The organism is Microbacterium sp. RU33B, from assembly GCF_900155915.1.
In the GTDB taxonomy this organism is placed as follows: Bacteria; Actinomycetota; Actinomycetes; order Actinomycetales; family Microbacteriaceae; genus Microbacterium.
In genome coordinates this window covers 428362-455032 of sequence record NZ_FTPO01000001.1, presented here as the reverse complement: position 1 = coordinate 455032, position 26671 = coordinate 428362, and the positions used below count along the sequence as shown (strand labels likewise).

29 protein-coding genes are annotated in these 26671 nt (G+C 71.1%); 14 read left to right on the top strand and 15 right to left on the bottom strand.

Features of this window, described 5'->3' with window-relative positions:
• Positions 1-5: 5 nt before the first annotated feature.
• From B0B14_RS02170 to B0B14_RS02145, 6 genes are all read right to left on the bottom strand, one after another.
• On the bottom strand, positions 6-608 hold the full coding sequence (locus B0B14_RS02170; protein WP_076679888.1) for a GNAT family N-acetyltransferase: 603 nt from the start codon (positions 606-608) through the stop codon (positions 6-8).
• Positions 609-617: 9 nt separating this feature from the next.
• On the bottom strand, positions 618-1820 hold the full coding sequence (locus B0B14_RS02165) for an ABC transporter ATP-binding protein (RefSeq protein WP_076679887.1): 1203 nt from the start codon (positions 1818-1820) through the stop codon (positions 618-620).
• Positions 1817-2653: an ABC transporter permease gene (locus B0B14_RS02160; protein ID WP_076679885.1), complete on the bottom strand. Its 837-nt coding sequence runs from the start codon at positions 2651-2653 to the stop codon at positions 1817-1819. Before B0B14_RS02160 ends, B0B14_RS02165 begins: the two co-directional genes overlap by 4 nt.
• Before the next feature lie 21 nt (positions 2654-2674).
• Complete coding sequence (gene modA, locus B0B14_RS02155) at positions 2675-3466, bottom strand: molybdate ABC transporter substrate-binding protein (RefSeq protein WP_076679883.1); 792 nt, start codon at positions 3464-3466, stop codon at positions 2675-2677.
• 1 nt (position 3467) lies between these two features.
• On the bottom strand, positions 3468-3854 hold the full coding sequence (locus tag B0B14_RS02150) for a TOBE domain-containing protein (protein WP_076679880.1): 387 nt from the start codon (positions 3852-3854) through the stop codon (positions 3468-3470).
• 91 nt (positions 3855-3945) lie between these two features.
• Positions 3946-4437, bottom strand: coding sequence for an FBP domain-containing protein (locus tag B0B14_RS02145; protein WP_076679877.1), 492 nt, complete (start codon positions 4435-4437; stop codon positions 3946-3948).
• A 252-nt stretch (positions 4438-4689) separates the two neighbouring features.
• On the opposite strand from B0B14_RS02145, the gene B0B14_RS02140 reads away from it, so the two are divergent.
• The 9 genes from B0B14_RS02140 (at position 4690) to B0B14_RS02100 (ending at position 10316) form a co-directional block, all read left to right on the top strand.
• On the top strand, positions 4690-5292 hold the full coding sequence (locus B0B14_RS02140) for a dihydrofolate reductase family protein (protein WP_076679874.1): 603 nt from the start codon (positions 4690-4692) through the stop codon (positions 5290-5292).
• Positions 5285-5674 (top strand): DUF2510 domain-containing protein, encoded by a 390-nt coding sequence (locus B0B14_RS02135; RefSeq protein WP_076679872.1) that lies wholly within the window; start codon positions 5285-5287, stop codon positions 5672-5674. Before B0B14_RS02140 ends, B0B14_RS02135 begins: the two co-directional genes overlap by 8 nt.
• A gap of 86 nt (positions 5675-5760) precedes the next feature.
• Complete coding sequence (locus B0B14_RS02130) at positions 5761-6858, top strand: ThiF family adenylyltransferase (protein WP_076679870.1); 1098 nt, start codon at positions 5761-5763, stop codon at positions 6856-6858.
• Positions 6855-8093 carry a molybdopterin molybdotransferase MoeA gene (gene glp / locus B0B14_RS02125; RefSeq protein ID WP_076681221.1) on the top strand — a complete coding sequence of 413 codons (1239 nt, stop codon included), beginning with the start codon at positions 6855-6857 and terminating at the stop codon, positions 8091-8093. The genes B0B14_RS02130 and glp overlap by 4 nt, the downstream gene beginning before the upstream one ends.
• Positions 8090-8566, top strand: a complete 477-nt coding sequence (gene moaC / locus B0B14_RS02120; protein WP_076679867.1) for a cyclic pyranopterin monophosphate synthase MoaC — start codon at positions 8090-8092, stop codon at positions 8564-8566. The genes glp and moaC overlap by 4 nt, the downstream gene beginning before the upstream one ends.
• Entirely contained in the window at positions 8563-9183 is a 621-nt protein-coding gene (locus tag B0B14_RS02115) for a molybdenum cofactor guanylyltransferase (RefSeq protein ID WP_076679864.1), read from the top strand. Before moaC ends, B0B14_RS02115 begins: the two co-directional genes overlap by 4 nt.
• The gene (locus B0B14_RS02110; RefSeq protein ID WP_076679862.1) at positions 9180-9440 is read left to right on the top strand and encodes a DUF6457 domain-containing protein; all 261 of its coding nucleotides are present in this window, start codon (positions 9180-9182) and stop codon (positions 9438-9440) included. Before B0B14_RS02115 ends, B0B14_RS02110 begins: the two co-directional genes overlap by 4 nt.
• The gene (locus tag B0B14_RS02105; RefSeq protein WP_076679859.1) at positions 9440-9673 is read left to right on the top strand and encodes a MoaD/ThiS family protein; all 234 of its coding nucleotides are present in this window, start codon (positions 9440-9442) and stop codon (positions 9671-9673) included. The genes B0B14_RS02110 and B0B14_RS02105 overlap by 1 nt, the downstream gene beginning before the upstream one ends.
• Before the next feature lie 43 nt (positions 9674-9716).
• The gene (locus tag B0B14_RS02100; protein WP_076679857.1) at positions 9717-10316 is read left to right on the top strand and encodes a DUF1349 domain-containing protein; all 600 of its coding nucleotides are present in this window, start codon (positions 9717-9719) and stop codon (positions 10314-10316) included.
• 8 nt (positions 10317-10324) lie between these two features.
• Here the strand turns inward: B0B14_RS02100 and B0B14_RS02095 are convergent, their stop codons facing one another.
• Genes B0B14_RS02095 through B0B14_RS02075 form a run of 5 tightly spaced genes read right to left on the bottom strand, consistent with a single transcriptional unit; the run spans position 10325 to position 16447 of the window.
• Positions 10325-10753: a molybdenum cofactor biosynthesis protein MoaE gene (locus B0B14_RS02095; protein ID WP_076679854.1), complete on the bottom strand. Its 429-nt coding sequence runs from the start codon at positions 10751-10753 to the stop codon at positions 10325-10327.
• Positions 10750-11244, bottom strand: coding sequence for a MogA/MoaB family molybdenum cofactor biosynthesis protein (locus B0B14_RS02090; RefSeq protein ID WP_076679851.1), 495 nt, complete (start codon positions 11242-11244; stop codon positions 10750-10752). The genes B0B14_RS02095 and B0B14_RS02090 overlap by 4 nt, the downstream gene beginning before the upstream one ends.
• Positions 11245-11253: 9 nt before the next feature.
• Entirely contained in the window at positions 11254-13716 is a 2463-nt protein-coding gene (locus B0B14_RS02085) for an FdhF/YdeP family oxidoreductase (RefSeq protein WP_076679848.1), read from the bottom strand.
• Positions 13717-13748: 32 nt separating this feature from the next.
• Positions 13749-15755, bottom strand: coding sequence for a helicase HerA-like domain-containing protein (locus B0B14_RS02080; RefSeq protein ID WP_076679846.1), 2007 nt, complete (start codon positions 15753-15755; stop codon positions 13749-13751).
• 5 nt (positions 15756-15760) lie between these two features.
• Positions 15761-16447 carry a phosphatase PAP2 family protein gene (locus B0B14_RS02075; RefSeq protein WP_076679844.1) on the bottom strand — a complete coding sequence of 229 codons (687 nt, stop codon included), beginning with the start codon at positions 16445-16447 and terminating at the stop codon, positions 15761-15763.
• Positions 16448-16483: 36 nt separating this feature from the next.
• On the opposite strand from B0B14_RS02075, the gene B0B14_RS02070 reads away from it, so the two are divergent.
• The gene (locus tag B0B14_RS02070; protein ID WP_076679841.1) at positions 16484-16972 is read left to right on the top strand and encodes a nitroreductase family deazaflavin-dependent oxidoreductase; all 489 of its coding nucleotides are present in this window, start codon (positions 16484-16486) and stop codon (positions 16970-16972) included.
• 3 nt (positions 16973-16975) lie between these two features.
• On the opposite strand, the gene B0B14_RS02065 is transcribed toward B0B14_RS02070, so the two are convergent.
• Complete coding sequence (locus B0B14_RS02065) at positions 16976-18352, bottom strand: multidrug effflux MFS transporter (protein WP_083710273.1); 1377 nt, start codon at positions 18350-18352, stop codon at positions 16976-16978.
• A 279-nt stretch (positions 18353-18631) separates the two neighbouring features.
• Here B0B14_RS02065 and B0B14_RS02060 point away from each other — a divergent pair, with 279 nt between their 5' ends.
• Both B0B14_RS02060 and B0B14_RS02055 read left to right on the top strand, forming a co-directional pair.
• On the top strand, positions 18632-19342 hold the full coding sequence (locus B0B14_RS02060) for a DUF3105 domain-containing protein (protein ID WP_076679838.1): 711 nt from the start codon (positions 18632-18634) through the stop codon (positions 19340-19342).
• Entirely contained in the window at positions 19339-19983 is a 645-nt protein-coding gene (locus B0B14_RS02055) for a DUF305 domain-containing protein (protein WP_179085254.1), read from the top strand. The genes B0B14_RS02060 and B0B14_RS02055 overlap by 4 nt, the downstream gene beginning before the upstream one ends.
• On the opposite strand, the gene B0B14_RS02050 is transcribed toward B0B14_RS02055, so the two are convergent.
• The 3 genes from B0B14_RS02050 to rplJ form a co-directional block, all read right to left on the bottom strand.
• Positions 19956-22838: an HAD-IC family P-type ATPase gene (locus tag B0B14_RS02050; RefSeq protein WP_076679833.1), complete on the bottom strand. Its 2883-nt coding sequence runs from the start codon at positions 22836-22838 to the stop codon at positions 19956-19958. The genes B0B14_RS02055 and B0B14_RS02050 overlap by 28 nt on opposite strands.
• Before the next feature lie 70 nt (positions 22839-22908).
• Entirely contained in the window at positions 22909-23295 is a 387-nt protein-coding gene (rplL, locus tag B0B14_RS02045; RefSeq protein ID WP_076679830.1) for a 50S ribosomal protein L7/L12, read from the bottom strand.
• A 42-nt stretch (positions 23296-23337) separates the two neighbouring features.
• On the bottom strand, positions 23338-23853 hold the full coding sequence (gene rplJ, locus B0B14_RS02040) for a 50S ribosomal protein L10 (protein ID WP_076679826.1): 516 nt from the start codon (positions 23851-23853) through the stop codon (positions 23338-23340).
• Between the two features lie 320 nt (positions 23854-24173).
• Here rplJ and B0B14_RS02035 point away from each other — a divergent pair, with 320 nt between their 5' ends.
• Both B0B14_RS02035 and B0B14_RS02030 read left to right on the top strand, forming a co-directional pair.
• On the top strand, positions 24174-24845 hold the full coding sequence (locus B0B14_RS02035; RefSeq protein ID WP_076679823.1) for a YqaJ viral recombinase family protein: 672 nt from the start codon (positions 24174-24176) through the stop codon (positions 24843-24845).
• 157 nt (positions 24846-25002) lie between these two features.
• Positions 25003-26661, top strand: a complete 1659-nt coding sequence (locus B0B14_RS02030; protein WP_076679820.1) for an MDR family MFS transporter — start codon at positions 25003-25005, stop codon at positions 26659-26661.
• Positions 26662-26671: the final 10 nt, after the last annotated feature.

Genomic DNA, 26671 nt, shown 5'->3' with positions numbered 1-26671 from the left:
AGCCCTCAGGGCCGGGTTGACAGGCGCATTCCAAACGCACCGGGATCGTCCGGTGACAGCGGAGCGAACCCCACGCGCGGGTAGAAGGCGAGCGCTCCCGCGTTCTCGACCGAGGCGGTGAGATGCACACCCTCCACCCCGCGCTCCCGCAGGGCCTCGACGAGGGCGTCGATGAGCCGTCGCCCCCAGCCCTGTCCCTGCAGCTCGGGCAGCAGATCGATGTGCAGGTGCGCCGGGTACTCGTCGGCGAAGGGCATCGGCTCGGCGCCGCGCTCGTAGGCGTAGCGCAGGATGGCGTCCCTGTCGTCGTCGCTCTCCGGCCGTGGCCGCCGGGCGGCGATGGAGGGCCACCACTCGTCGCGGAACCACTGCTCGAAGGCCCGCGTGTCGGGGGCGCACACGACGTATCCCGCCACACGGCCGTCGTCGGTCTCGACGACGAAGGCGAGGTCGGGATGCCGCGCCGCGTACGGCAGCGCGAAGATCTCGGCCCAGATCGCGTCATCCGTCAGCATGCCGGTCGCGTCGGCGCCGAAGTCGGCGGTGCGGAGGCAGATCTCGGTGAGGGCGGGCTCGTCACCGGGGGCGAAGGGACGGATGCGGGGCACCCGCCGAGTCTACGGCGGGGGTGTCGCCGACCTCTCGAGCGCCGCCGCGGGCGGAGCCGCCGTCTCGTCGGACTCGGCAGCGGCTGCATCCGGACGGGCCACGAATCGCACGGCCGCCGGGTCGACGCTCAGCCGCACGACGACGCCCGGCGCCAGATCGAGCGCGGCGACATCGGCGGCGGCGAGGTCGACGGCGACGGGCGGCTCCGCCGTGTGGACACGGGCACCCGCGGGCGTCTGCTCCAGCCGCACGACCCGCGCGAGCCACGACCCCGCCGTGGGCTCGGCCTCGCGGGCCAGACGCAACGCCCCCGTCCACGAGGTCTCGGGGGCGAGTTCGAGCCGTACATCGCCCGGACGCAGCAGCGCGGCCAGTTCGGCGTCGTCGGCCTCCGCTGCGGCACGGGAGTCGGCATCCGTCGTCGTGAGCACGACGTCGGCGCCGTTCGCGCGCGTGCGCCACGCTCCGCGGTCGGAACGCCCGACGACCCTGTTGACGCCCGCGACCGCCGCGGCGAAGCGCGAGGCGGGGGCCGTCAGCACGGCGCGCACCGGGCCGTCCTGGCTGACCCGCCCGCCCTCGATCACGACGAGCCGGGTGGCGAGGGAGGCCGCGTCCACGGCGTCGTGCGTCACGATGACCGCGGTCGTCTTGCTGTGCAGGAGCTGCTCGTGCAGGAGCGCGCGGATGTCGCCCGCCGTCTCGGGATCGAGGGCCGTCAAGGGCTCGTCGAGCAGGAGGACCCGCGGCTCGGTCGCCAGCGCCCGTGCCAGGGCTGCGCGCTGCTGCTGACCGCCGGAGAGCTCGCTCGGGCGGTGTGCGCCGACCCCGTCGAGTCCGACCTTCCACAGCCACTCGTCCGCCTCACGCCGCGCGTGCTCGCGGTCAGCACCCCGCGAACGCAGCCCGAACGCGACGTTGTCGCGGGCCGACAGATGCGGGAAGAGGCGGGGGTCCTGGCCGAGCAGCACGACGCCGCGCTTCTGCGGCGGGAGCGGGCGCCGGCCCGCGGCATCCGCTCCGTCGATGCGCACGAAGCCCTGCCGCATGCGCACGAGTCCGGCGATCGCTCCGAGCAGGGTCGACTTGCCGGCGCCGCTGGGTCCCATGACCGCGACGATCTCTCCCGGCGCGACGGCGAGCGCCGCGTCGAGGCGGAAGCCGCCGCGGCGGGCGACGACGACGTGGGCGTCGAGCGCGCCGCCGGTCATCGCGGGGCTCCCGGACGCCAGCCGCGCACGAGCAGCAGAACGGCCACCGCGGTGACCAGGAGCAGCAGCGACAGTGCGACCGCGGTGCCCTGGCCGATACCCGATCCGTTGAAGGCGGTGTAGATCGCGAGCGGCATGGTCTGGGTCACGCCGGGGGCGTTCCCGGCGAAGAGCGCGGTCGCGCCGAACTCGCCGATGGCACGGGCGAAGCAGAGGATGACGCCGGCGATGAGGCCGGGCGCGGCCAGGGGCAGCGTCACCCGCCAGAGGATGCGCCAGCGGCCCGCGCCGAGCGACGCGGCCGTGCGCTCGTAGTCGACGCCGACCGTGCGCAGCGACCCCTCGACGGTGAGCACGAGGAAGGGCAGCGCGACGAACACCTGCGCGATGACGACCGCGGCCGTCGTGAACGGGATCGTGATGCCCCACCAGCCCTCGATCAGCGATCCGAGCGGGGCGCTGCGACCCAGGAGGAACAGCAGCGCGACACCCCCGACCATCGGCGGGAGCACGAGAGGGATCGTCACGACGGCCCGGAGGACGGCCGACCAGCGCGGCGTCGCCCGGGCGATCAGGAGGGCGAGCGGCACCCCGAGCACCAGGCAGACGAGCGTCGCGACGAGCCCGGTCGCCAACGACAGTCCGAGGGCGCTGACGGCGGCGGGAGCGGTGATGTCGGCCCACAGGGTCGCCCACTCGACGCGGGCGACGAGAGCTCCGAGCGGGAGGACGAGGAGCGCGAGCCCCAGCACCGCGGGCACCGCGAGCACCGGCGGCACGAAGCCCCTGGCTCGATCGGGCCCCACGGCTCTGTCAGTCACACGCTTCAGCATGCCACGGGAGGCATGTCCATGTCAGGGCGCGCCGAAGCCGCGGTCCGCGAGGATCCGCTGCCCGGCGGCACCGCGCACGAAGGCGACGAACGCGGCGGCGGCGGGGGGATTCGGCGCGTCGTCGAGGGCGACGATCGGGTATCTGTTCACGACGTCGGCTGCTCCGGCGGGCACGATGCTCTCGACATCCGCGCCCACCACGTCGGTCGCGTACACGAGCCCCGCATCCGCTTCGTCGGCCTCGACCTTCGTGAGCACAGCGGTCACGTTCTGCTCGAGACTCGCCGGCGTCACCTCGACGCCCGCGTCGCCGAGCAGCGTCGCCGATGCGGATCCGCACGGCACCTCGGGGGCGCAGAGCACAACGGTGACCCTCGCGCCACCGAGGTCGGCGAGCTCGGCGATCCCCCCGGGATTCCCGTTCGGAACGGCGATGACGAGCGTGTTGGAGGCGAACAGCTCCGCCGGCCCGGCGAGTCCGGCATCGGTCACCTTCGCCATGTTCTTCTCGTCGGCGGAGGCGAACACGTCGGCGGAGGCGCCCTCGAGGAGCTGGGTCGCGAGAGTGCTCGAGCCGTCGTAGCGGATCGGCACGACCTCGAGAGACGGATGCTCCTGCTCGAACGCCGTCGCGATGTCGTCGAACGCCGACCCCAGCGACGCCGCGGCGAACACCGTGAGCTCACCCGTGAGCTCCGGTCCGACCGAGACCGGAGGAGCGACCGACGAGCCGGGCGCGGCATCCGTGCTCGCGCAGCCCGCGAGCAGCAGGAGGGATGCCGCAGCGGTCACGAGCGTGCGAAGGGCGCGCACGTCAGGCCCTCGGAGTCTCGACGACGACCGTGGTGGCCTTCACGACCGCGGAGGCGAGCGATCCGACCTCGAGCGCGAGCTCGCGCACGGCCTCCGACGACATGAGCGACACGATCCGGTGCGGCCCCGCCTGGATGTCGACCTGCGCCATCACGCCGTCGATCTGCACGCGGGTGACGAGTCCCGTGAAGCGATTCCGGGCGCTGGAGAGCACGTCGGGGTCTCGCGGCGCCGCCGCCCGCTCGACCGCGCGCGCGGCGAGCGCGGCTCCGGGGATCGCGGCGGGGCTGCCCTCGGCCAGGAGGAGCCCCTGGTCGATCCAGCGCCGGACGGTGTCGTCGCTCACTCCGAGCAGCCGTGCGGCCTCTGCGACGCGATACGTGTGCATGACCGCGACGATATCACCGCAGATGCGGACTCATCGATCTGATTGGTCCGCATCCGCGGATGATTCGAGTGTCGGCCGGATGTCCGGGCGCTCAGCGACCGTCGCGGATGTCTCGCACGAATCCCTGAACGTGTTGGCGGAGCGCCTCGATCCGGCGGTCGCGCGCCGCTTCGCGATCGAAGCCGAGATAGGCGCTCGGGGGGAGCCTGCGGACGTTGCGGGAGCATTCGAATTGCTCGCAGATCAGCGTGCCGACGGTGTCGCCCCGGCGTCCGGCGTCGCCGGCGCGCTTGGCGGCGTAGAACACGACGTCGTTGGGCAGGTGCACGTCGGCGCACCACGAGCACTGCGGACGACTCCGCGCGCGGGTCTCGGTCTGCCGCAGGAGCAGTCCGACAGGTTCACCGTCGAGGTCGACCACGACGTAGCCGATGTTCGGGAACTTCGGATCCTTCCAGCCGAGGAAGTCGATGTCGTCCCACGCGAGCTGGTCGAGGTCGGGAGGCAGCGACATGTTCTTGCGTTCGCTGCGGGAGGCGTTGAGGAGGGAATCCCGGATCTGGGAGTCGGTGAGGGTGCGCATGCGCGAGCTTTCTGTGCGGTCGCCGTCGGCGACGTCGTGCGAGTGGAGGATGCCGGAGCGCGGAACGCTCGACGGACTGACGGAAATGAGCCTCAGGCTCTCTCGCCCGCCGACGCTGAGCGCGCCGACGACCTCCCCACGCCCGAAGGCCGCACACGGATGTTCACGCCGTCGATTCTACGTCCGCACGGACCAGCGAGCATCGGAGGGGTGGGGTAGATTGCGTGCTCATCGCCGTCGAAAGGTCTGCGGATGCCGGACACCACCTGCCACATGTCCGTCTCGATCGACGGCTTCGCCGCCGGACCCGATCAGAGCCGGGAGAACCCGCTCGGGCGCGGCGGGCTCACGGTGCATCGCTGGCACCTCGGAGACGAGCGCGCCACGGCCGCCGACGACACCGCATCCGCGTGGCTCCAGCGCCCGCGCGGCGCCTACATCATGGGCCGCAACATGTTCGGGCCGATCCGCGGCGGATGGGACGACGAGTGGCGCGGATGGTGGGGCCCCGAGCCGCCGTACCACGCACCCGTCTTCGTCCTCACGCATCATCCCCGCGCGCCGATCGTCATGGAGGGAGGGACGACCTTCCACTTCGTCACCGAAGGCTTCGACGCGGCCTACGCGCAGGCGCTCGACGTGGCGGGCGGCCAGGGCGTCGACATCGCGGGCGGCGCCTCCACCGTCCGACAGGCCCTCGCCGCCGGAGTCGTCGACGAACTCACGCTCGACATCGCTCCCGTGCTGCTGCACACCGGCGAGCGCCTCTTCGACGGCATCGACACGTTCGGCTTCGAGCCGGTCGAGGTGCTCCACTCCCCGCTCGCGACCCACATCCGGTACCGCCGTGGCTGACGCGCAGGGCGGCTGGTACGACGACGGCACGGGGACGATGCGGTGGTGGGACGGCCAGAAATGGACGGACGCGATCCAGTCTCCACCTCCGAAGGCTCCCGGCATCGACGGGATGATCAGCCGAGCACAGGCCGACGCCGTCGCGGGCGCCCAGCCGCGCCCTGCCCCCGCCGGCATGAGCTACGTCGTCCTTCAAGTCGTGCTCAAGGAGAAGTTCTTCGGCACCGGTTCGGGCAATCTCACCGAGCTGGAGAAGGTGATCAACACGCAGGCAGCCCTGGGATACCGGCTGCACACGATCTCGACCGCGTCGTCGGGGAGCGGTGGCTTCGGCGGAGGCGACCGCATCCAGGCGACGATGGTGTTCGAGCGCCTCACCTGACGGGGCGGCTCTGCGCCGATGCCTCGCGGTTCACGCTCAGGAACCCGGGACGGCCACGCACGGACGACGCGGCGTAGCCTGGGAGCATGCCGCTGCCGCCGCTCGTCGAGCCCGTCGCCACGCTCACCGATGCCGAGCGGGCGCGGACCGCGCGACACCTCTCGCTCGCCGGACTCGGCGAGACCGGACAGCGCCGACTGGCCGCCGCCCATGTCGCCGTCGTCGGTGCGGGAGGACTCGGCTCTCCGGTCGTGCTCGCGCTGGCCGCGGCCGGAATCGGCACCCTCACGATCATCGACGACGATGTGGTCGAACTGTCGAACCTGCAGCGCCAGGTCGTGCACCGCCGCGAAGACGCGGGATCCCTGAAGGTCGACAGCGCCGTGCGGGCCGCCGCCGCGCTCTCCGACACCCTCGTGCGCCCCGTCGCAGAGCGACTCACCGCCGACAACGCGACGGCGCTGCTCGCGGATGCCGACCTCGTCATCGACGGCTCCGACCTCTTCGACACGAGGGTGGCAGTCGCCGCAGCCACGGAGGAACTCGGCATCCCGCTCGTGTGGGGCACGGTGCAGGAGTTCGATGCCCAGGTGACCGTGTTCTGGAGCGCTCCGCCCGCGGGGCACGGTCCCGTCGTGCTGAGCGACCTCTACCCCGCGGGGAGTGTCGGCGCGCTGCCGACCTGCGCCGAGGTCGGGGTGCTCGGCGCGCTGTGTCTCCAGGTCGGGTCGCTCCTCGCGCTGGAAGCGATCAAGCTCGTGGCGGGCATCGGCGAGCCGCTCCTCGGTCGCGTCCTGGTGATCGACGGCCTCCGCTCCCGGCAGACCGAGGTTCCCCTGCGCGGCGCCACGGCGGCGACGAAGGCCGCGCCTCCCCCGCAGCCCCGCCCGATCACGGCCGTCGGTCCGGGCGCCCTCGGCGACACGCTCGTCATCGACGTGCGCGAGGCCCACGAGGTCGCGAACGGGATGATCCCCGGTGCGGTGCACCTCCCGCTGGCACAGCTGCTGGCCGACCCCGCCGCCGTCCGCGGCCCGGTCGTGATCGTGTGCCAGACCGCGGTGCGCTCGCGCCGGGCCGCCGAGGCCCTCCGCGACGCCGGGGTCGAGGCATCCATCCTCGCGGGGGGCATGGAGGCGTGGACCGCCTCGACCGCCGTCCGCACGGCGGAGGCGACGGCATGAGCGGTCTGCGCTCGGTGGAGGAGCAGCGCGCCCTCGTCCTCGCGGAGGCGCAGCCCTTGCCGTCCGAGACGGTCGCCCTCGCGCATGCGCACGGACGCACGCTGCGCGAGCCCCTGCGTGCCCGCGTCGACATCCCCGTCTTCGACAATTCCGCGATGGACGGTTTCGCGGTGCACTTCGCGGACGTGCAGGATGCCTCGCCCGACGCCCCCGTGCGCCTGCGCGTCGTGGCGGATCTGCCGGCCGGCACCGCCCTCGACCCGGCTCTCGCGCCCGGCGAAGCGGCCCGCATCATGACGGGGTCGCCGATGCCGACGGATGCCGACGCGATCGTGCCCTTCGAAGACACCGAGGGCGGACTCGCCGACTCGCTCGGCGAGGTGGTCGTGGTACGTGCGCCCGCTCGCCCCGGGCTCCACGTCCGTCGCCGCGGAGAGGACGCCGTCGTCGGCGACGAGATCCTCGGCGCGGGAACCCTGCTCGGCGGACTCCAGCTCGGTGCCGCCGCCGCCGCGGGGATCGCCGCGGTCGTCGTCTCGCCGCGTCCCCGCGTCGCCGTCGTCTCGACCGGCTCCGAGCTCGTCGCGCCCGGCGAACCGCTCGTGCACGGCCAGATCCCCGAGTCCAACAGCGAACTCCTCGCGGGGCTCGTCGCGGAAGCCGGGGGCGAAGTCGTGCTGCGCCGCAGCGTGCCCGACGACGGGGACGGACCGGTCGCCGCGATCAGCGCAGCGGCCGCCCGCGGCGCTCACGTCGTGATCTTCACGGGCGGCGTCAGCGCGGGCGCCTACGAGGTCGTCAAGAACACCCTCGCCGACACGATGGAGTTCTCGCGGATCGCGATGCAGCCGGGAAAGCCCCAGGGCTTCGGGACGACCGCAGAGGGAGTTCTGCTGTTCGGCCTGCCGGGCAACCCCGTGAGCGCGGCCGTGTCGTTCGACGTGTTCGTGCGTCCGGCCCTGCTCGCCCTGCAGGGACGAAGCGACCTCGACCGGGCACGGCTCCGCCTCCCCGCCGCGATCGGATGGCGCACGCCACCCGGCCGCCGCCAGTATCTCCCGGCCGCGATCGACCGCTCCGACCCCGGGCGATGGACCGTCGCTCCCGCGACGGGGGGCGGCTCGGCATCCCACCTCGCCGGAGGGCTCGCGCGGGCTGAGGCGTATGCGATCGTGCCGGCCGAGACCGACGCCGTCGCAGCGGGAGACCTCGTCGATGTCATGCTGATCTCATGACGTTCACGCACCTCGACGACGCCGGTCACGCCCGAATGGTCGACGTGACGACCAAGCAACCCACGGTCCGCTCGGCGACGGCCCGAGGGTTCGCACGCTGCTCGGCGGAGGTGGTCGCGGCGCTGCGCGACGGATCGGTGCCGAAGGGCGATGTGCTCGCCGTCGCCCGGATCGCCGGCATCCAGGCGGCCAAGCGCACGCCCGATCTCCTCCCCCTCGCGCACGTCATCGGCGTGCACGGCGCCGTCGTCGACCTCGTGATCGAAGACGACGGCGTCGCGATCGAGGCGACCGTGCACACCGCCGATCGGACGGGCGTCGAGATGGAGGCGCTGACCGCCGTCTCGGTCGCAGCGCTCACGATCGTCGACATGGTGAAGGCGCTCGACAAGGGCACATCGATCCACGACGTCCGGATCGTCAAGAAGACCGGCGGCAAGAGCGGCGACTGGATGCGGCCGGGCGAGGAGTGAGCACGTTCGGCGCCATCCTGCTCGCCGGCGGCAGAGCCTCGCGCCTGGACGGCGCGGCCAAGCCGCTGATCGAGGTCGGAGGGGTCACCCTGCTCGATCGGGCGATCGCCGCGGTGACGGATGCCCGTGCCGCCCCGATCGTCGTCGTCGGCCCGAGGCCCGAGGCATGCGCACTCGACGTCGCGGTCGAGTGGGTGCGCGAGGATCCGCCGTTCGGCGGCCCCGCCGCCGCGGTCGTCGCGGGACTCGTCGCCGACAGGACCGGCGGCACCGATCCGGAGTGGACCTTCGTGCTCGCCTGCGACCTCCCCCGCGCCGACGCGGTCGTCGCCCGGCTCGTCGCCGACATCCCTCTCCTGCCGGCCGAGACCGACGGCATCTGCCTGGCCGATCCGTCCGGCCGACCCCAGTGGCTGAGCGCCGCCTACCGCACCGGGTCGCTGCGCTCCGCGGCATCCGCTCTGCCCGACCACGGACGCGACGCCCCCGTACGCGTGCTGCTCGACGACCTCGCGATCGCCGTCATCACCGTGGACGCCGAGATCGTGGAGGATGTGGATACGTGGGACGACCTGAACCGCGCCCGAGCACGAGCGCTCTCCGAGGAGGACGAATGACCGACCGCACCCTGCCCCCTGAGTCCCTCGACGAGTGGGCCGCAGCTCTCCGGGTCGAGCTCGGCCTGCCGGACGAGCTCCCCGTCGCGCTCGTCCTCGATCTCGCGCGCGACGTCGCCAACGGCGTCGCACGCCCGGCCGCACCCCTCAGCGCCTTCGCCGCGGGCCTCGCCGCCGGGCGCGCGGGGGGCTCGCCCGACGATGTCCGCGCGGCTGTCGACTCCGTGACCCGCCTCGCCGCCGGATGGGACGCCTGATGGCGAGAGTGCGCTTCTTCGCGGCCGCCGAGGAGGCGGTCGGCGCCGACGTCCTGACGCGCACCGAGCCGACGCTCGGCGCCCTCCGCACCGCTCTCGTGAGCGAGTTCCCGGCGCTCGGCGGCATCCTCCCCCGGTGCGCTGTGCTCGTCGGCGGCGCGCGTGTCGACGACGACACCTCACTCGGATCCGAGGCGCTCGTCGACGTCCTGCCGCCCTTCGCCGGAGGCTGAGCCGCTCGCTCGTTCCGCGACGACGGCCCCCTAGGCTGGGCGCGTGACTGTCGTCGATCACCTCCCTCCCCTCGCCTGGACGCACGCCGCAGGAGACGCCGAGTTCGATCCCGACGACGGAGAGCTGAGACTCCGCGCCGCGGCCGGCGTCGACTGGAGCAACGACGCGGTCGGCGCTCCTCCCGTGCACGGCGCCACGATGCTCGGGTTCTCGGTCCCCGACCACGACTTCACGCTGTCGGCCCGCGTCGAGGTGCGCGGGTCGCGAACGACCTTCGACGCCGGCGTCCTCGCGCTCTGGGCCGACGGCGATCACTGGGCGAAGCTGTGCTTCGAATACTCCCCGCAGGGAGAGCCGATGGTCGTGAGCGTCGTCACGAACACGTACTCCGACGACACGAACTCCGCGGTCGTGCGCGATGACGCCGTCTTCCTGCGCATCGCACGTGTCGGCGCGGCGTGGGCGTTCCACGCGTCACGGGACGGCGAGGTCTGGGACTTCGTCAGGCTGTTCCGGCTCCGGACTCCGCCCACCTCGGTCGGGTTCCTGAGCCAGGCGCCGATGGGCGAGACGTGCGACGCGCGGTTCCGCGACATCCGGTTCAGCGACGGCGCCCCCGCAGACCTGCGTGACGGGACCTGACACGGGCGTCAGCCCCCGATGCCCTTCCAGGCGGTCGTCCCGTCGGCCTCCACCTGGCGCTTCCACACGGGAAGCTCGCGCTTGATCGCCTCGATGACGCCGCGGCACACCTCGAACGCCTCCGCGCGGTGCGGGGAGGCGACCGCGATCACCACGGCGACGTCGCCGACCTCCAGCCGACCGATGCGATGCGATACCGCGACGATCGATCCGGTGTCGCCGATGGCGTCGGCCGCGATGCGGTGCAGCGTCGCCTCGGCGTCGGGGTGCGCGGAGTACTCGAGCGCGATCACGGGCGTCGAGGCATCCGGATCGTGATCGCGGACGCGCCCGATGAACGTCGTGACGGCTCCCGCCGTCGGTTCCTCGACCGCGTCCAGGTGGGCTGCGACGTCGAGGGGCTCCGCGCTCAGCAGCGCGACGCGGACCGCGCTCACGAGTGGTCTCCGCCCGCGAGCTGGTCGATGACGTGACGTGCGACCGACAGCACGACGGGCATGCCGGATGCCACGGCCCGCGGCGAGCCCGGGAGGTTGACGATCAGCGCTCCGCCGGAGCCTGCGGCGTCGACGACCCCCGCGATCCCCCGGGACAGCAGCCCTCCGGGCGTCTCGGCGACACCGACCCGCCGGAGCTCTTCCGCGATGCCGGGAACCTGCCGGTCGACGACCTGTGCGGTGCCCTCCGGCGTGCGATCGCGCGGACCCACTCCGGTGCCCCCCGTCGTCACGATGAGCCGGGCGCCGTCGGCGAGCGCCACGCGCAGGGCGGCGGCGACCGAGTCGGCGCCGTCGGGCACGATCACGGCCGCGTCGCAGGCGAACCCCGCCTCGACGAGGGCGGCGACGGCGACGGGGCCGGCGGTGTCGTCCCGCTCACCCGCCGCGGAGCGATCGGAGACGGTCAGGACGGCCGCGCGTGAAGTCATCCGCCCAGACTACGCACGCCGGTGCTCGAGGCGCACGATGACGGACTTCGACGTCGGCGTGCCGCTCACGTCGGCCACCGAGTCCAGCGGCACCAGCACGTTGGTCTCGGGGTAGTAGGCGGCGGCGTTGCCGCGGGGAGTCGAGTACTCCACGATCCGGAACGCCTCGGCCAGACGCTCCTGCAGCACGCCGTCGGTCCCGGTCCACTCCGACACGACGTCGACGACGTCGCCGGCCGCGAAGCCCAGCTCGACGATGTCGTCGGGGTTCACGAGTACGACGCGCCTGCCGCCGTGGATCCCTCGGTAGCGGTCGTCCTTGCCGTAGATCGTGGTGTTGTACTGATCGTGCGAGCGGAGCGTCTGCAGCAGCAGCCGTCCCGCCGGGATGTGAGGGTATTCGAGGATGTTCGCCGTGAAGCGCGCCTTGCCGTCGACCGTCGCGAACCGCCGACCGTCGCGGGGACCATTTGGCAGGGTGAGCGTGCCGCCCTTGGCGATGCGGTTCTCGTAGTCGTCGAAGCCCGGCACGACGCGTTCGATGTGGGCACGGATCAGCGCGTAGTCGGCTTCGAGCGCGGCCCAGTCCGCCTGCGGCGCGCCGGGCCGCCGTCCTCGGTCATCGCCGTGGGGATGCTCCTGCGGCGGCCTCTCGACCTGATCCCGATCGACGTCTCCCTGAGCACCCGCGCCTGCGCGATACGCGGGCTCGACGTCGGTCTCGCCGGAGCCGGGCCGCCGCCCCTGCACCCCGTCGCCGAACACGACGGCGCTCAGCCGCGCCACGATCGCGACCTCGCTGAGCAGGTCGTCGGACGGCGGTGCGAGCCGCCCGCGTGACGCGTGGACGGCTCCCATGGAGTCCTCGACCGAGACGCGCTGCTCGCGTCCTCCGCGTCGGTCGCGGTCGGTGCGGCCGAGCGTCGGCAGGATGATCGCTCGGCGTCCGGGCACGACGTGCGAGCGGTTGAGCTTCGTCGACACCTGCACCGTCAGATCGATGTTCGCCATGGCCGCCTCGACGACGGCGGTGTCGGGCGTTGCCGCCACGAAGTTGCCGCCCATCGCCATGAACACGCGCACCCGGCCGTCGCGCATCGCGCGGATCGCCGCCACCGTGTCGAAGCCGTGCTCGCGCGGAGCCTCGAACGAGAACTCCGCGCCGAGCGCGTCCAGGAACGCCGCCGACGGCTTCTCGTAGATGCCGACGGTGCGGTCGCCCTGCACGTTGGAGTGGCCGCGCACCGGGCAGACGCCCGCGCCGGGCCGCCCGATGTCGCCGCGCAGCAGCAGCACGTCGACGATGTCGCGCAGCGTCGCGACGGAGTGCTTGTGCTGGGTGAGGCCCATCGCCCAGCAGACGATCGTCGCCTTCGACGCGCGCACGAGCTCGGCGATGCGGTGCAGCTCGGCTTCGGGGATGCCCGTCGCGGCGACGAGGTCCGCCCACGAGGCATCCGCCATCGCGTCCCGATACGCATCGAAGCCACTGGTGTGCTCCGCGATGAAGGCGAGGTCGAGCGCCGTCCCCGGCCCTTCCGCGGCCTCGACGTCGAGAAGATGCTTGCCGATGGCCTGGAAGAGCGCCTGGTCTCCGCCGAGACGCACCTGCACGAACTCGTCGGCCAGGGTCGTGCCGCCCAGCAGCATCCCCCGGATCGTCTGGGGATTCTCGAACCGCAGGAGGCCCGCCTCGGGGAGCGGGTTCACGGCGATGATCGTCGCGCCGTTCTTCTTCGCCTTCTCGAGCGCGCTGAGCATGCGGGGGTGGTTCGTGCCCGGATTCTGGCCCGCGACGATCAGCAGGTCGGCGGTGTGGATGTCGTCGATCGACACCGTGCCCTTGCCGATGCCGATCGTCTCGGTGAGGGCCGATCCGCTGGACTCGTGGCACATGTTCGAGCAGTCGGGGAGGTTGTTGGTGCCGATCCCCCGCACGAGCAGCTGGTACAGGAAGGCCGCCTCGTTCGAGGTGCGGCCCGACGTGTAGAACACCGCGTCATCGGGGTCGTCGAGTCCGCGCAGCGCCTCCGCGATCTCGTCCAGCGCGTCGTCCCACGAGATCTCGCGGTAGTGCGTCGCCCCCTCGTCGAGGATCATCGGATGCGTCAGCCGGCCCTGCTGCCCGAGCCAGAAGTCGTCGTGCCCGCGCAGCTCCTCGACCGAGTGCGCGGCGAAGAACTCCGGGCCGATGCGCCGCAGCGTCGCCTCCTCGGCGACGGCCTTCGCACCGTTCTCGCAGAACTCCGCGATGTGCCGCTTGTCCTCCTCGGGCCACGCGCATCCCGGGCAGTCGAAGCCGTCCTTCTGATTGACCCGCAGCAGCGTGTCGATGCTGCGGCGCACCCCCATCTGCTCGTTCGCGATCTGCAGCGCGTGCGCCACTGCGGGGATGCCGACGGCGACATCCTTCACGTCCGTCACGCGCACGTTCGATTCGTCGATGTCGGTGCGCGGTGCCTTCGTCGCCATGCCCCCAGGCTAGGCCTCTCGCCACGGAATCGTCAGCGCTTGCCGGTGCCGAAGATGCCGCGGATCACACCGCTGAGGATCGTCTGCGTCGACTTCGAGTTGAGGATCTGCTCGATCCCCGACTTCGGCGCGCGGCTCGAGGTGCGGGTCGTCCCCGAGGTCTTCTTGAGCAGACGCTCGTACTCCTGCTGCGCCTTCTTCTCGGCGGCGGCCTGCTGCTTCTCGATCGCGGCCTGCTGCTTGGCGTACTCCGCGTCGGCCTTCGCCTTGATCTTGGCGGCCTCGGCATCCGCCTTCGCCTGGGCGAGCGCCTGCTCCTCGGCCTTCGCCGCCGCCTCGGCCGCGTTCATCTTCGCCGTGAGGATCTCCCGCGCCGACTCGCGGTCGATCGCAGTGCCGTACTTCGCCAGCAGCGGGGATGCCTGCACGGCCGCCGTGATCGCGGGGTCGGACGTCGGCGACATGAGCCCCTGCGGTGCCCGCAGGCGGGTCCACGCGACCGGCGTCGGGGCGCCCTTCTCGCTCATCACCGTGACGATCGCCTCGCCGGTGCCGAGCTCCTGCAGCGTGCGCTCGAGGTCGTAGCCCGATTTCGGATACGTGCCGACGGTCGCGCGCAGCGCCTTGGCGTCATCCGGTGTGAACGCGCGCAGCGCGTGCTGCACGCGCGACCCGAGCTGAGCGAGGACGTCGCTCGGCACGTCCTTCGGCGTCTGGGTCACGAAGAACACCCCCACACCCTTGGAGCGGATGAGGCGGACGGTCTGCGTGATCGCCGCGAGGAAGTCCTTCGAGGCGTCCGCGAACAGCAGGTGGGCCTCATCGAAGAAGAAGACGAGCTTGGGCTTGTCGGCATCCCCGACCTCGGGGAGGATCTCGAAGAGCTCGGCCAGGAGATACATCAGGAACGTCGAGAACAGCGCCGGCTTGTCGGCGACGCCCGGAACCTCCAGGAGCGACAGCACGCCGCGCCCGTCGGGGGCCGTGCGGAGGAAGTCGCGCACATCGAACTCGGGCTCGCCGAAGAAGACGTCGGCGCCGTCGTCGGCGAACGTGATGAGCTCGCGGAGGATCACGCCGGCCGTCGCCGACGAGAGCCCGCCGAGGTCCTTCAGCTCGGGCTTGCCCTCGTCGCTCGTCAGGTAGCTCAGCACCGCTCGGAGGTCGGACAGGTCGACCAGCGCGAGTCCGTTGGCGTCGGCGTAGTGGAAGACCAGACCCAGGCTCGACTCCTGGGTCGCGTTGAGCCCCAGCACCTTGCTCAGCAGCAGCGGTCCGAAGCCGCTCACCGTCGCCCGGACGGGAACGCCCTTGCCGATGCCGCCGAGGGCGAAGTACTCCGTGACGGATGCCTGGGGCGCCCAGTCCTGCCCGATCGCCCGGGTGCGCGCGAGGAGCTTCTCGCTCGGCTCGCCCGGCGTCGCGACGCCGGACAGATCGCCCTTGATGTCGGCGGCGAACACCGGCACGCCCTTCGCGGCGAGCTGTTCGGCGAGACCCTGCAGCGTGCGGGTCTTGCCCGTGCCGGTGGCGCCGGCGACGAGGCCGTGCCGATTCATCATGGCCAGTGGAATGCGGATCTGCGCCTCCGGCACCGGGTCGGTGTTCAGCAGCGCACCGAGATCGAGCGTCTCCGCCTCGAACGTGTAGCCCTTCACGATCGCCGCGATCTGCTCGGCGTTGAGCGGACCGGCGGTCTCGGCAGCCGTCGCGGCGGGTGCGGGCGGAGGAGATGACACGACGGGAGGAGCGGAGGGTGAGGATGCCTCCTCCGTCTGCACCATCTCCTCCGCTTCTTCGACCGGAGCGGGGGCGTCGGGGGCAGCAGGCGCGGCAGGAGAAGCTTCTGGAGCGGGGGTGTCCGGAGCAGCAGCATCCGGAGCAGCAGCGGATGCCGCGGCCTGCGCGGCGGCGGCTTCGGCCGCGGCGAGCGCGGCGCGCGCCTGCGCGGCCTTCAGCTGGGCCTCGGCCGCCTCGGCCTCGGCGCGGAGTCTGGCGAGCTCTGCTTCTGCGGCTGCGACGGCGGGGTCGACACTCATGGCGCTCAGCCTAGCGACGAGGGCTCCGGAGAGGCATCCGTCGTCGCTCTGCGTCTACGGGCGTCCTCCCGCGCGAGCGGCACAGCGAAGGCCGCGGCCACCAGCAGCGCCGTCCCGGCCCCGATGAGGGTGCCGCCGATGGTGTCGCTCAGCCAGTGCGCGTGCAGGTAGGTGCGCGAGAACGCCATGAGCAGCACCCACGCGACCCCGGCGATGACCGTCCACAGCCGGGGGAAGATGACGACCGCCGCGACCGCGATCGTCGCGGCGTTGGCGGTGTGACCGGAGGGGAACGAGCCGTAGTCGGCGATGATCAGGATCTCCTCCGGCCGCGCGCGACCGAAGAGGTGCTTGAGGGCCTGCACACCGACGGCGGACACGATCTCGGCGAGCAGGAAGAACCCGGCGGCCCACGGTCTGCGCAGCACGACGAGGAGCACGGCGATGCCGATCGGCACGGCGAAGATGCCGAACCAGCCTCCGCCGAGCCAGTCCATCGCGAGGGCGAACGTCGCGATCACCGACGACGAGCTCGACACGAGCAGCGCGTTCCACCAGGCGTCGATCGCGAAGGCCTGATTGCCCTGCGCGAGGATCCAGGCCCCGAGTCCGCACGCAGCGGCGACCAGGACGACGCCGACGATCGCGAGGGTCGCGGGCCGTGGCCTGCGGAGGGCGTCGTCGCGTTGCATCCGACCAGTCTGCCCCGGCCGCGCGACAATGGGCGCATGCCACGCATTCTGGACGTCGTCCGCACGTGCATCGCGCCCCTCACGCGCACCCGGTTCTTCCGCCACCACGGCCCGCGGCTCATGCCCGTGCTGGAGCGTGCGTTCGTCCCGTTCTCCGGAGGACGGATGCCGCTGAGCGGCCTCCTCGTCCCCTCGCTCGTGCTGCACACGACGGGCGCGAAGTCGGGGGCGCCGCGCGACGCGCCTCTCATGTACACCCCCGACGGGCACGGCAGCGCGATCGTCGCGGGTACGAGCTTCGCGCGCGAGCGGCATCCGGCCTGGACGGCGAACCTGCTCGCGCACCCGGATGCCGCCATCACCGTGCGCGGCACGCGCATGCCGGTGCACGCGAGCCTGATCGGCGACGACGAACGCGAAGCCGCCTGGAATCGCATCGAGGCCCAGTGGCCCGGCTATCGCACGTACGAGCGCACGTCGGGTCGGAAGGTCCGGCTCTTCCGCCTGCGACTCGTGCGCGCCTGACGGCTACGGCGCGAGCCGCTCCACCGTGCGCGGGCGCACGATCAGCCACAGCGACAGCAGTCCGATCGCGGCGCACGCCACCATGACCGAGGCCATCGTGGTGCCGGTGATGTCGGAGCCGCTCGCGATCCAGCCGACCACGGGAGTGATGAGGCCCGCGACGCCGAAGTTCGTCGCGCCGATGATCGACTGCGCCGTTCCGGCGGCCTTGCCGTGCCGGTCGAGCGCCAGCACCTGCACGCAGGGGAACGTGAAGCCGCACGCGGTGATGAAGATGAACAGCGGGACGACGGTGCCCCACAGTCCGAGTCCGAGCTGATCGGTGACGATGATCGCCGCGCCCGCCACGACGAGCACGCTCGTCGACCACGCCAGCACCCACTGCGGCCCGAAGCGCGCCGCGAGCCGCGAAGCGGCCTGCACGCCGAGAACGATGCCGAGCGAGTTTGCGGCGAACAGGAAGCCGTACTGCTGAGCATCGAAGCCGTACCGGTCCTGGAAGAGGAACGGCGACGCCGACAGGTACGAGAACAGCCCGCTGAAGGTCATACCGCCGATGATCAGCACGCCGATGAAGACGCGATCGCTGAAGACGCTCCGGTAGCGCTGCCACACGGTCGTCGCGCCGCGTTCGTGGCGGCGCGCGCGCGGCAGCGTCTCGGGGATGAACAGGATCGCCGAGATCAGCATGACGAGGCCGTAGACGGCGAGCACGACGAAGATGCCGCGCCACGACATGATCAGCAGCAGCTGCGAGCCCACGAGCGGAGCGAGCACGGGAGCGACGCCCGACACGAGCGCGAGCCGGGAGAGCATCACGACGAGACGCCTGCCGCCGAAGAGGTCGCGCACGACCGCTGCGGCCACGACGCCGCCGGCCGCGGCGCCCGCGCCCATGAACACGCGCGCGACCGACATGAGCTCGAGCGTGGGCGCGAGCGCTGCGGCGACGCTCGCGACGACGTGCAGTGCCGTCACGATGAGCAGCGGAAGACGGCGGCCCACCTTGTCGCTCAGCGGGCCCACGATGAGCTGCCCGAGCGCGAAGCCGATCATCGTTCCGGTGAGCGTCAGCTGGATCGCCGCCGCCGTGGTGTCGAAGTCCTGCTCCAGCACCGGGAAGGCGGGAAGGTAGAGGTCGATCGTGAACGGCCCGAGGGCGGTCAGCGCACCGAGCAGGATGACGTAGAGGAGGCGGCGACGCGACGAGATGGCGTCGCCCGGATGCAGCACGATCGGCGCCGTCGCGGGGTTCGGGCCGAGCGTGCGGATCGCGCCGGTCTGCGTGCGGGGCGGGGGCGCGACGGGGCGTTCCGGCGCGATGGCGGAGGGGTCGGAGTCGGCGGGCTTCTGCGTGGGGATGGACGCGGTGTCGAGCAAGGCGGCTTTCACTTCGGTTGCGATGCGGATGCGGGCATGCGTCGGCAGCGGCGTACCGTCCGTCCAGGCGCGAGAGGATCGAAGATCGACAGGCGTTCTCGAATCGATTCGACACCGCAATGATACCGGACCCGTCGCCGCGAGCGCATCCAGGAATTCGGCGGCTTCCCAGCCCCGGACGCATTCGCCCGCATAGGCTCTATCTGCCGCGGTCCTCCGCGGCATCCTCCCGACCCGCCGCCCGCCGCCAGGCCCGAGCCGAGACGCCGAGACATCGCCATGACCCCCACCCCCGACGACAAGCGAGCGAGCGGCAACCCCGCGACGCAGGCCAAGATCGCGCAGACCGTCAAGCAGCAGCGGGAGCAGAAGCGCCAGGAGAAGCTCGCCGAGTACCAGAAGCAGCTCGCCAAGCGCCGTCGCAGCAAGATCGTGTGGTGGGCGGTCGGCGGCGTCGCCGCCGTCACCGTCATCGGCGTGGTCGTCGCCTCCATCGTCTTCGCACCGGCGCCTCCGCCCACATTCGAGGCCAACGGCAGCACCGGGCGCGAGATCGAGGGCGTCGAGACGTTCGAGAACGAGACCACGCACGTCGAGGGCGAAGTCGACTACGCGCAGTCGCCGCCGGCGGGTGGCCCGCACAATGCGTACTGGCTCAACTGCGCTGTGTACTCCGAGCCGCAGGTGAACGAGAACGCCGTCCACTCGCTCGAGCACGGGGCAATCTGGGTCACCTACGACGCCGCCGCCGTGAACGGCGAGGAGCTCGACGCGCTGAAGGCGCAGCTGCCGTCGTCGTACGTCATCCTGTCGCCCTACGAAGGCCTCGACAGCCCGATCGTGCTGAGCGGATGGAACTCGCAGCTCAAGCTCGACTCGGCGGACGACCCCCGCATCGCGGAGTTCTTCACCGAGTACTGGCGCAGCCAGAACGTCCCCGAGCCCGGAGCGCTGTGCTCCGGCGCCGTCGACGGCCCCGGCAAGCAGTGACGTCGAGGGGACGCTGGCCCCTGATCGTCCTCGCGGCGATCGGCGTGGCGGCGCTCGCCTTCGCGATCGGACGCTTCTCCACGTTCGGCGCGGCGGCGCCCGGCCCTGACCAGGCCGACGCCGGATTCGCCCGCGACATGCAGGTGCACCACACGCAGGCCGTCGAGATGGCCATGGAGCTGTACCGCAAGACCGACGACCCCGAGCTGCGCACGCTGTCGTATGACATCGCGACGGCGCAGTCCGCCCAGCGCGGCGAGATGTACGGCTGGCTCGTGGAGTGGGGTCTCCCCCAGGGGTCGAACGCCCCGCTCATGCAGTGGATGGCGGAGTCCGACGGATCGCACGCGGGGCACGACGTCAGCGTCGGCGCGTCGGACGCCGAGCTGCGCGCCGCGATGGGGATGGCGACGGATGCCGAGCTCCGCACGCTCGCCGAAGCCCAAGGGGTCGAGGCCGACTGCGTGTTCCTGGAGCTCATGATCCGCCACCACGAGGGCGCGATCCCGATGGCCGAAGCGGTCGTCGAACGCGGCTCGGTGCCCCGCGTGAAGGCGGTGGCGGAGAGCATGATCGCCGGCCAGAGCGCCGAGATCGACCTCATGGAGGCGGCTCAGCTGCGACTGGCCTGCACCGGCTGAGCGTTCATCGACGACTCGCGGACGCGACCGAAGGTGCGCGCCACCGGCGGCGTCCACAGCACCACGATCATCGCGATCGCGACCACGCCGATGCCGATCGCGGGCCAGTCCCACGAATCGCTCGACGCGATGATGAGGAGCTCCAGCACGACGAGCAGTCCCAGATAGATCGTCAGCAGCAGTCGTGAGAGCCCGCTCCCGCGCCGCACGCCCGAGGCGGACGCGACGACGAGCAGCCCGAAGAGCGCGATCGCGGAGCCGGCGAGCGAGATCCACAGCACCTCCCCGGCATCCGCGCCCTCGTACCGCGCGAGGAGCACCAGGATGCCGAACGCGGTCGCCAGGAAGCCCGCCGCGTAGACGAGCACGGCGACGATCGTGATCAGCACGGCGCTCACGGCGGGTGCCGGAGCACGGTCGGCGGCGGCGGCGCGCGCTTCGGCCGCCGGTGTCGTCTCCTGCGGCAGCAGGCGCGCGACGAGACGCCGGTGCACGAACCGCACGACCTCGATGGCGCCGATCATGACGATCGAGATGCCGGTCAGCGCGACGGCGAGATCGGGTCCCGGGTCGACGAGGGCGAAGAACTGAGTCGCGAGCGGGATCGTGAAGACGCCGACCAGGGCGATGAACATCGCTCCGACGACGAGCACCTTGAACCGGTTGAGCGGGCGTGACAGCACCGAGAGCACCCAGATGCCGACGATCGCCAGGATGATCGTCGCCCCGGTGCGCAGCTGCTCCTCCGAGACGTCCTGCCCCTTCGCGACGAATGTATACCACGTGAGACCGAGCGCGATGATGGCGCCCGCGGGGATCGCGAACGTCAGCGAGCGCCTCAGGAACCCCGGGATGTAGCGCTGCTTGTTCGGCATGAGCGCGAGGAAGAACGCCGGGATGCCGATCGTGAGCCCGTCGGTGATCGACAGCTGCCGCGGCAGGAACGGGAACTCCAGCACCAGGATGCCGAACAGGATCGCCAGCCCGGTCGCGTAGACCGTCTTGGTGAGGAACAGCATCGAGACGCGCTCGATGTTGGCGATGACCTGGCGGCCCTCGGCGACGACGTCGGGGAGGTGCGAGAACTGTCCGTCGAGCAGGACCAGCCGGGCGACCGCCTTCGTCGCGGGAGAGCCGGAGTTCATCGCGATGCCGATGTCGGCCGTCTTGATCGCGAGCGCGTCGTTGACCCCGTCGCCGGTCATCGCGACGGTGTGCCCACGGCTCTGGAGCGCCGTGACCATGTTCTTCTTCTGCTCCGGCGTCACGCGGCCGAAGACCTGGTTGCGCTCGAGCACCTCGGCGAGCTCGGCCTCGTCGTCGGGGAGCCTGCGCGCGTCGAAGCCCTCCGCGACGTCGAGGCCGACTTCGCGGGCGATCGCCGCGACCGTGCGCGGGTTGTCGCCGGAGATGATCCGCACCCCGACGCCCTGCGTGCGGAAGTACTCCAGGGTCTGCGCGGCATCCGGTCGCACCTGCTCGCGGAAGGTCAGCACGACCGCCGGGGCGACGCCGTCGGGCAGCCGCTCCGCCTCGACGTCGGCGTCGCTGAGCGCCGTCGCCGAGTGGGCGAGCACGAGCGTGCGCCGGCCCGTCTCGGCGAGGGTCGTGACGCTGCGGCCGAACTCCGTCGAGGAGTCGGTGGCCGCGTCGCCGAAGACCATCTCGGGAGCACCCATCACCCACGTGCCCGGGGTGCCGGAGAGCGACACGGCGCTCCACTTGCGGGCGGATGAGAACGGGATGTACGCCGCAGGATCGGATGCCTCGGCGGCGTACGTCGTGCGCATCGCGCGAGCGGTGGCGTTCGCGTCGGGGGATGCCGCGTACCACGCGAGCACGCCCTCCCAGCCGTCCACCGACCCGGAGAGGGGGTGCGCCCCGTCGAAGGCGATCTCGCCGATCGTGAGCGTGCCGGTCTTGTCGAGGCAGATGATGTCGACGCGCGCGAGGCCCTCCACCGCGGGGAGCTCGTTGACGAGCACCTGCCGGCTCGCGAGCTTCGCCGCACCGACTGCGAACGCGATGCTCGTCATCAGCACGAGGCCGAGCGGCACCATCGCCGTCACCGAGGCGATCGTGTTCACGACCGCCTGCACCCACGCGCCGGTGGTGAACACGGCGGTGTAGCCGCCTGCGACCATCACCTGCGCGTTGAAGACCAGGAGCGCGATCGGCCCGATGCCCCAGCTCACCCACGTCAGCACGCGGTTGATCGAGGTGCGCAGCTCGCTCGACACCATCGAGAAGCGCTTCGCCTCACCGGCGAAGCGGTTGGCGTAGGAGTCCGCGCCGACCCGCGACACACGGGCGGTGCCCTCGCCGCCCACGACGATCGAGCCGGACAGCGCCTCGTCGCCCGGATGCTTGTCGACGGCATCCGATTCGCCCGTCAGCATCGACTCGTCGATCTGCAGTCCGCGGCCGGAGACGATCTCGGCATCGGCGGGCACCTGATCTCCGGCACGCAGCACCAGTATGTCGTCGAGCACGACCTCACCGGGGAGGATCTCCTGCTCCTGCCCCGAGCGGAGCACGCGCGCGTGCGGAGCGTTCAGCAGCGCGAGCTTGTCGAGGGCGGCCTTCGCCTTGAACTCCTGCACGCAGCCGATGATCGCGTTCCCGAACGCCGCGAAGCCGAACAGCGCATCCTGCCACCTGCCCACGAGGAACAGCACGAAGAAGCACGCGAACACGATGCCGTTGAAGAGCGTGAAGACGTTCGCCCGCACGATGTTCCACGCGCTGCGGCTCGTGTCGGCCGTGAAGGCGTTGGTCTTTCCTGCGGCGACGCGCTCGGCGACCTCGGCGGGGGTGAGGCCGGACGGGGCGAAGTCGGTGGCGGGGGCGTCCATGCAGTTCACAGTACCCACGACGAAGGCCCCCGGGTCTTCCCGGGGGCCTTCGCTGAATCGCAGAGCGTGATTACTTGAGGGTAACCGTCGCGCCAGCCTCCTGGAGGGCGGCCTGAGCCTTCTCGGCGGCCTCCTTGGTGGCGCCTTCGAGGACGGCCTTCGGCGCGCCGTCGACGACGGCCTTGGCCTCGCCGAGGCCGAGCGAGGTGAGCTCGCGGACGACCTTGATGACCTGGATCTTCTTGTCTCCGGCGGCCTCGAGGACGACGTCGAAGGAATCCTTCTCCTCGACCTCTTCGACGGGCGCACCCGCGCCGGCGCCGGCGGCGGCAACCGCGACGGGGGCGGCGGCGGTGACGTCGAAGGTCTCCTCGAACGCCTTGACGAACTCCGAGAGCTCGATGAGCGTGAGCTCCTTGAACGCCTCGAGCAGCTGCTCAGTGCTGAGCTTTGCCATGATGATTCTCCTTGATTGGGGTTGTGTCTAGCCGGACCTTGTTCAGGCCGCGGACTCCTGCTTCTCACGCAGCGCGTCGACCGTGCGAACGGCCTTCGACAGCGGAGCGTTGAAGAGATATGCCGCCTTCGTCAGCGAGGCCTTCATCGCACCGGCGAGCTTCGCCAGCAGGACTTCACGGCTCTCGAGATCAGCGAGCTTGTTGACCTCGTCTGCGGTCAGGGGGGCACCGTCGAAGTAGCCGCCCTTGATCACGAGAAGAGGGTGTGCCTTGGCGAAGGCACGCAGACCCTTCGCGACGGCGACAGGGTCACCGTGCACGAACGCGATGGCCGACGGACCCTTGAGGTCGTCGTCCAGTCCCGTGATCCCCGCCTTGCCGGCGGCGATCTTGGTCAGCGTGTTCTTCACCACGGCGTATTCCGCGTCCTGACGAATGCTGTTGCGCAGCTCCTTGAGCTGGGCAACCGTCAGACCGCGGTACTCGGTCAGCAGAACGGCGGTCGAGTCCTCGAAGTTCTTCGTGAGCTCGGCAACCGATGCGTCCTTCTGCGCCATGGCCACTCCTTGTGTGTACGAGACGCTCCACGATGGTGGGGCGTCGGCCGAAGGCATCCGCTCTTCACGATCAGGGCCCGGGAGTGACAAAAGCTCCGGCGCAAGCGCACGGAGCTGAAACCCTGGAGTTCATTCGTACACCTGCGCGGGCCCCTGCAGTTCGCAGAGCTTCGATCTCATGTGCTTGCGCACACGCGATGACCGGCGGTCTTCGGCTACCCACAAGGGTACGGGATGCCGCGGCTCCGGCCAAATCGTGCCGAGGCGCCCCGCTCGCGTGGCGGGCGACGGATGTCGGGCAGCGCGCGTACCCTCGAAAGGTGACTCCCGAACTCGCCGCCCGCATCGTCGCGGACTCCCGCGACCGGGTGGCCTGGATCCGGGCACGCTCGCGCGGAATCACGGCGACGGATGTCGCCACCCTCACGTCGCTGAAGGCGATCCCGCGCGCGGCGGACGCGAAGCTCATGGGCTCGGGCTTCTCCGGCAACGCCTACACGGCGCACGGACGACTGCGCGAACCCGAGATCGCCGGATGGGTGGCGGCCACCCACGGCATCCAGCCCTCGTCCGCACTGTTCCACGCGGTCGTCGAGAAGCGCCATCTCGCCACTCCCGACGGTGTCGGGGTCGACCAGTCGGGGCGCGTGATCCTCGCGGAGATCAAGACGACGAACAAGTCGTGGCGCAGCATCCCGCGCACCTATCTGCGACAGGTCTGGTGGCAGCAGCACGTGCTGGGCGCCGAGCGCACCCTGGTGGCGTGGGAGGAGCATGACGACTTCGTGCCCGTCGGAGACGAGCCCCGGTGCGCCTGGGTCGACCGCGACGAGCAGGAGATCGCGAAGCTCGTCCGCCTCGCGACGGCCCTGATCGACGAACTCTACGTGCGCACGACACGGCGCCCACTCCCCTCGGAGGCAGGTCTCGGCGCGCCCCTGCGGTCGGCTCCTCCGCGCGAGCCCTTCCGCGCCCTCGCACTCGCCGACTGAGTCCGCTCCCCCGCCGATCCCTCGATCGACGTCGAATCGGCGCGCCCTGAGGGAATAGTTGACCTAACTCAACGATTAGGCATATAGTTGACTCTCGTCAAACTTTTTGCGTCGTCGTCGCCGCGCCTCCCCACGAATCTCCTCACGAAGGATCCGCATGCCCGAAACCATGACGCCCCGCCGGGTGCTCGAGGCGCTGTCCGGCCTCATCCTCGGCATGTTCGTGTCGATGCTCGCATCGACCGTCGTCTCCACCTCGCTCCCGGTCATCGTCCACGATCTCGACGGCGATCAGGCCGCATTCACGTGGGTCGTCACGGCGACCCTGCTGACGACCGCGATCTCGACCCCGATCTGGGGCAAGCTCGCCGACCTCGTGAACCGCAAGGTGCTCTACCAGCTCGCGATCGCGATCTTCGTCGTGGCCACGGCCGCCGCGGGCTTCGCGCAGGATCCCGGCACCCTCATCGCGTTCCGCGCCGTCCAGGGCCTCGGCGCCGGCGGCCTCGCCGCCCTCAGCCAGGTCATCATGGCCGACATCATCAGCCCCCGCGAGCGCGGTCGCTACATGGGCCTGTTCGGAGCCGTGATGGCCGTCGCCACGATCGGCGGTCCGCTGCTGGGCGGTGTCATCACCGACGCGTTCGGCTGGCGCTGGAACTTCTTCGTCGCCCTCCCCTTCGCGATCGCGGCCCTCCTGCTCGTGCAGTTCACGCTGAAGCTCCCCGTCCACGAGCGCAAGAAGACGTCGATCGACTACCTCGGCATCGTCCTGCTCTCGGTGTCGGTGTCGCTGCTGCTGATCTGGGTCACCGGCGCCGGCAAGGACTACGAGTGGTGGAGCCTCACCACGATCCTCATGGTCGGCGGCGCCGTCCTGGCAGGCATCCTGTTCGTGATCGTCGAGCTGCGCTCGAAGGAGCCGCTCATCCCGCTCTCGCTCTTCCGCAACCTGACGTTCACGCTCTCCGTCATCGCGTCGATCGCGACCGGCATCGCGATGTTCGGCGCGTCGGTGTTCCTCAGCCAGTACATGCAGCTCGCACGCGGCGCGACGCCCACCGAGGCCGGCCTCATGACGATCCCGATGATCGGCGGACTGCTCGTCGCATCGGTCGGCGTCGGCGCCCTCATCACGAAGTACGGCAAGTGGAAGGCGTACCTCGTCGTCGGATCGATCTCGCTGATCGCGGGCTCGTTCCTGCTGTCGACGATCCACTACGACACGAACTTCGCCCTCGTCTCGCTGTACATGTTCCTGCTCGGTGCGGGCGTCGGCATGACGATGCAGAACCTCGTGCTCGTCGTGCAGAACACCGCCAAGCCGCAGGAGCTCGGCGTCGCGAGCTCGGGCGTCACGTTCTTCCGCAGCCTCGGCGGCACGATCGGCGTCTCGGTGATGGGAGCGGCGCTGGCCGCGAGCGTGACCGACCTGGTCACGACCCGCAAAGACGAGATCGGCCGGGCCATCGCCGGCCTCGGCGACCAGGCGCAGTTCTGGGCCGATCAGCTGCAGTCGGGGGCGATCCCGACCGTGTCGGCGATGCCCGAGACGCTCCGCGTCATCTTCGAGGACATCTATGCGCAGGGCATCTCGCACTCGTTCCTGATCGCCGTGCCCTTCGCCGTGATCAGCCTGCTGGCGATCGTCTTCCTGCCGAACCACTCCCTGACGCGCATGACGACGAGCGAGCGGATCGCGGCGAGCGAGGCCGACCTGGCCACCGTCTCGGTGCCCGAGGCCATGGACTCGCTCGACGCGACGGGTGCGGTGCGCACCGTCGCCGAGACGGATGCGTCGACCTCGCGCCGCTAGTGTCGAACAC

Bases quoted from the DNA above. Each gene is read 5' to 3' on its own strand.
- B0B14_RS02160 (WP_076679885.1), bottom strand. From the start codon at position 2,653: ATGCTGAAGCGTGTGACTGACAGAGCCGTGGGGCCCGATCGAGCCAGG.
- B0B14_RS02165 (WP_076679887.1), bottom strand. From the start codon at position 1,820: ATGACCGGCGGCGCGCTCGACGCCCACGTCGTCGTCGCCCGCCGCGGC.
- B0B14_RS02145 (WP_076679877.1), bottom strand. From the start codon at position 4,437: ATGCGCACCCTCACCGACTCCCAGATCCGGGATTCCCTCCTCAACGCC.
- B0B14_RS02085 (WP_076679848.1), bottom strand. From the start codon at position 13,716: ATGGCGACGAAGGCACCGCGCACCGACATCGACGAATCGAACGTGCGC.
- rplJ (WP_076679826.1), bottom strand. From the start codon at position 23,853: ATGGCGCAGAAGGACGCATCGGTTGCCGAGCTCACGAAGAACTTCGAG.
- B0B14_RS02030 (WP_076679820.1), top strand. From the start codon at position 25,003: ATGCCCGAAACCATGACGCCCCGCCGGGTGCTCGAGGCGCTGTCCGGC.
- B0B14_RS02050 (WP_076679833.1), bottom strand. From the start codon at position 22,838: ATGGACGCCCCCGCCACCGACTTCGCCCCGTCCGGCCTCACCCCCGCC.
- moaC (WP_076679867.1), top strand. From the start codon at position 8,090: ATGACGTTCACGCACCTCGACGACGCCGGTCACGCCCGAATGGTCGAC.
- B0B14_RS02070 (WP_076679841.1), top strand. From the start codon at position 16,484: ATGCCACGCATTCTGGACGTCGTCCGCACGTGCATCGCGCCCCTCACG.
- B0B14_RS02090 (WP_076679851.1), bottom strand. From the start codon at position 11,244: ATGACTTCACGCGCGGCCGTCCTGACCGTCTCCGATCGCTCCGCGGCG.
- B0B14_RS02110 (WP_076679862.1), top strand. From the start codon at position 9,180: ATGACCGACCGCACCCTGCCCCCTGAGTCCCTCGACGAGTGGGCCGCA.
- rplL (WP_076679830.1), bottom strand. From the start codon at position 23,295: ATGGCAAAGCTCAGCACTGAGCAGCTGCTCGAGGCGTTCAAGGAGCTC.
- B0B14_RS02150 (WP_076679880.1), bottom strand. From the start codon at position 3,854: ATGCACACGTATCGCGTCGCAGAGGCCGCACGGCTGCTCGGAGTGAGC.
- B0B14_RS02130 (WP_076679870.1), top strand. From the start codon at position 5,761: ATGCCGCTGCCGCCGCTCGTCGAGCCCGTCGCCACGCTCACCGATGCC.
- B0B14_RS02060 (WP_076679838.1), top strand. From the start codon at position 18,632: ATGACCCCCACCCCCGACGACAAGCGAGCGAGCGGCAACCCCGCGACG.
- B0B14_RS02080 (WP_076679846.1), bottom strand. From the start codon at position 15,755: ATGAGTGTCGACCCCGCCGTCGCAGCCGCAGAAGCAGAGCTCGCCAGA.
- glp (WP_076681221.1), top strand. From the start codon at position 6,855: ATGAGCGGTCTGCGCTCGGTGGAGGAGCAGCGCGCCCTCGTCCTCGCG.
- B0B14_RS02140 (WP_076679874.1), top strand. From the start codon at position 4,690: ATGCCGGACACCACCTGCCACATGTCCGTCTCGATCGACGGCTTCGCC.
- B0B14_RS02075 (WP_076679844.1), bottom strand. From the start codon at position 16,447: ATGCAACGCGACGACGCCCTCCGCAGGCCACGGCCCGCGACCCTCGCG.
- B0B14_RS02105 (WP_076679859.1), top strand. From the start codon at position 9,440: ATGGCGAGAGTGCGCTTCTTCGCGGCCGCCGAGGAGGCGGTCGGCGCC.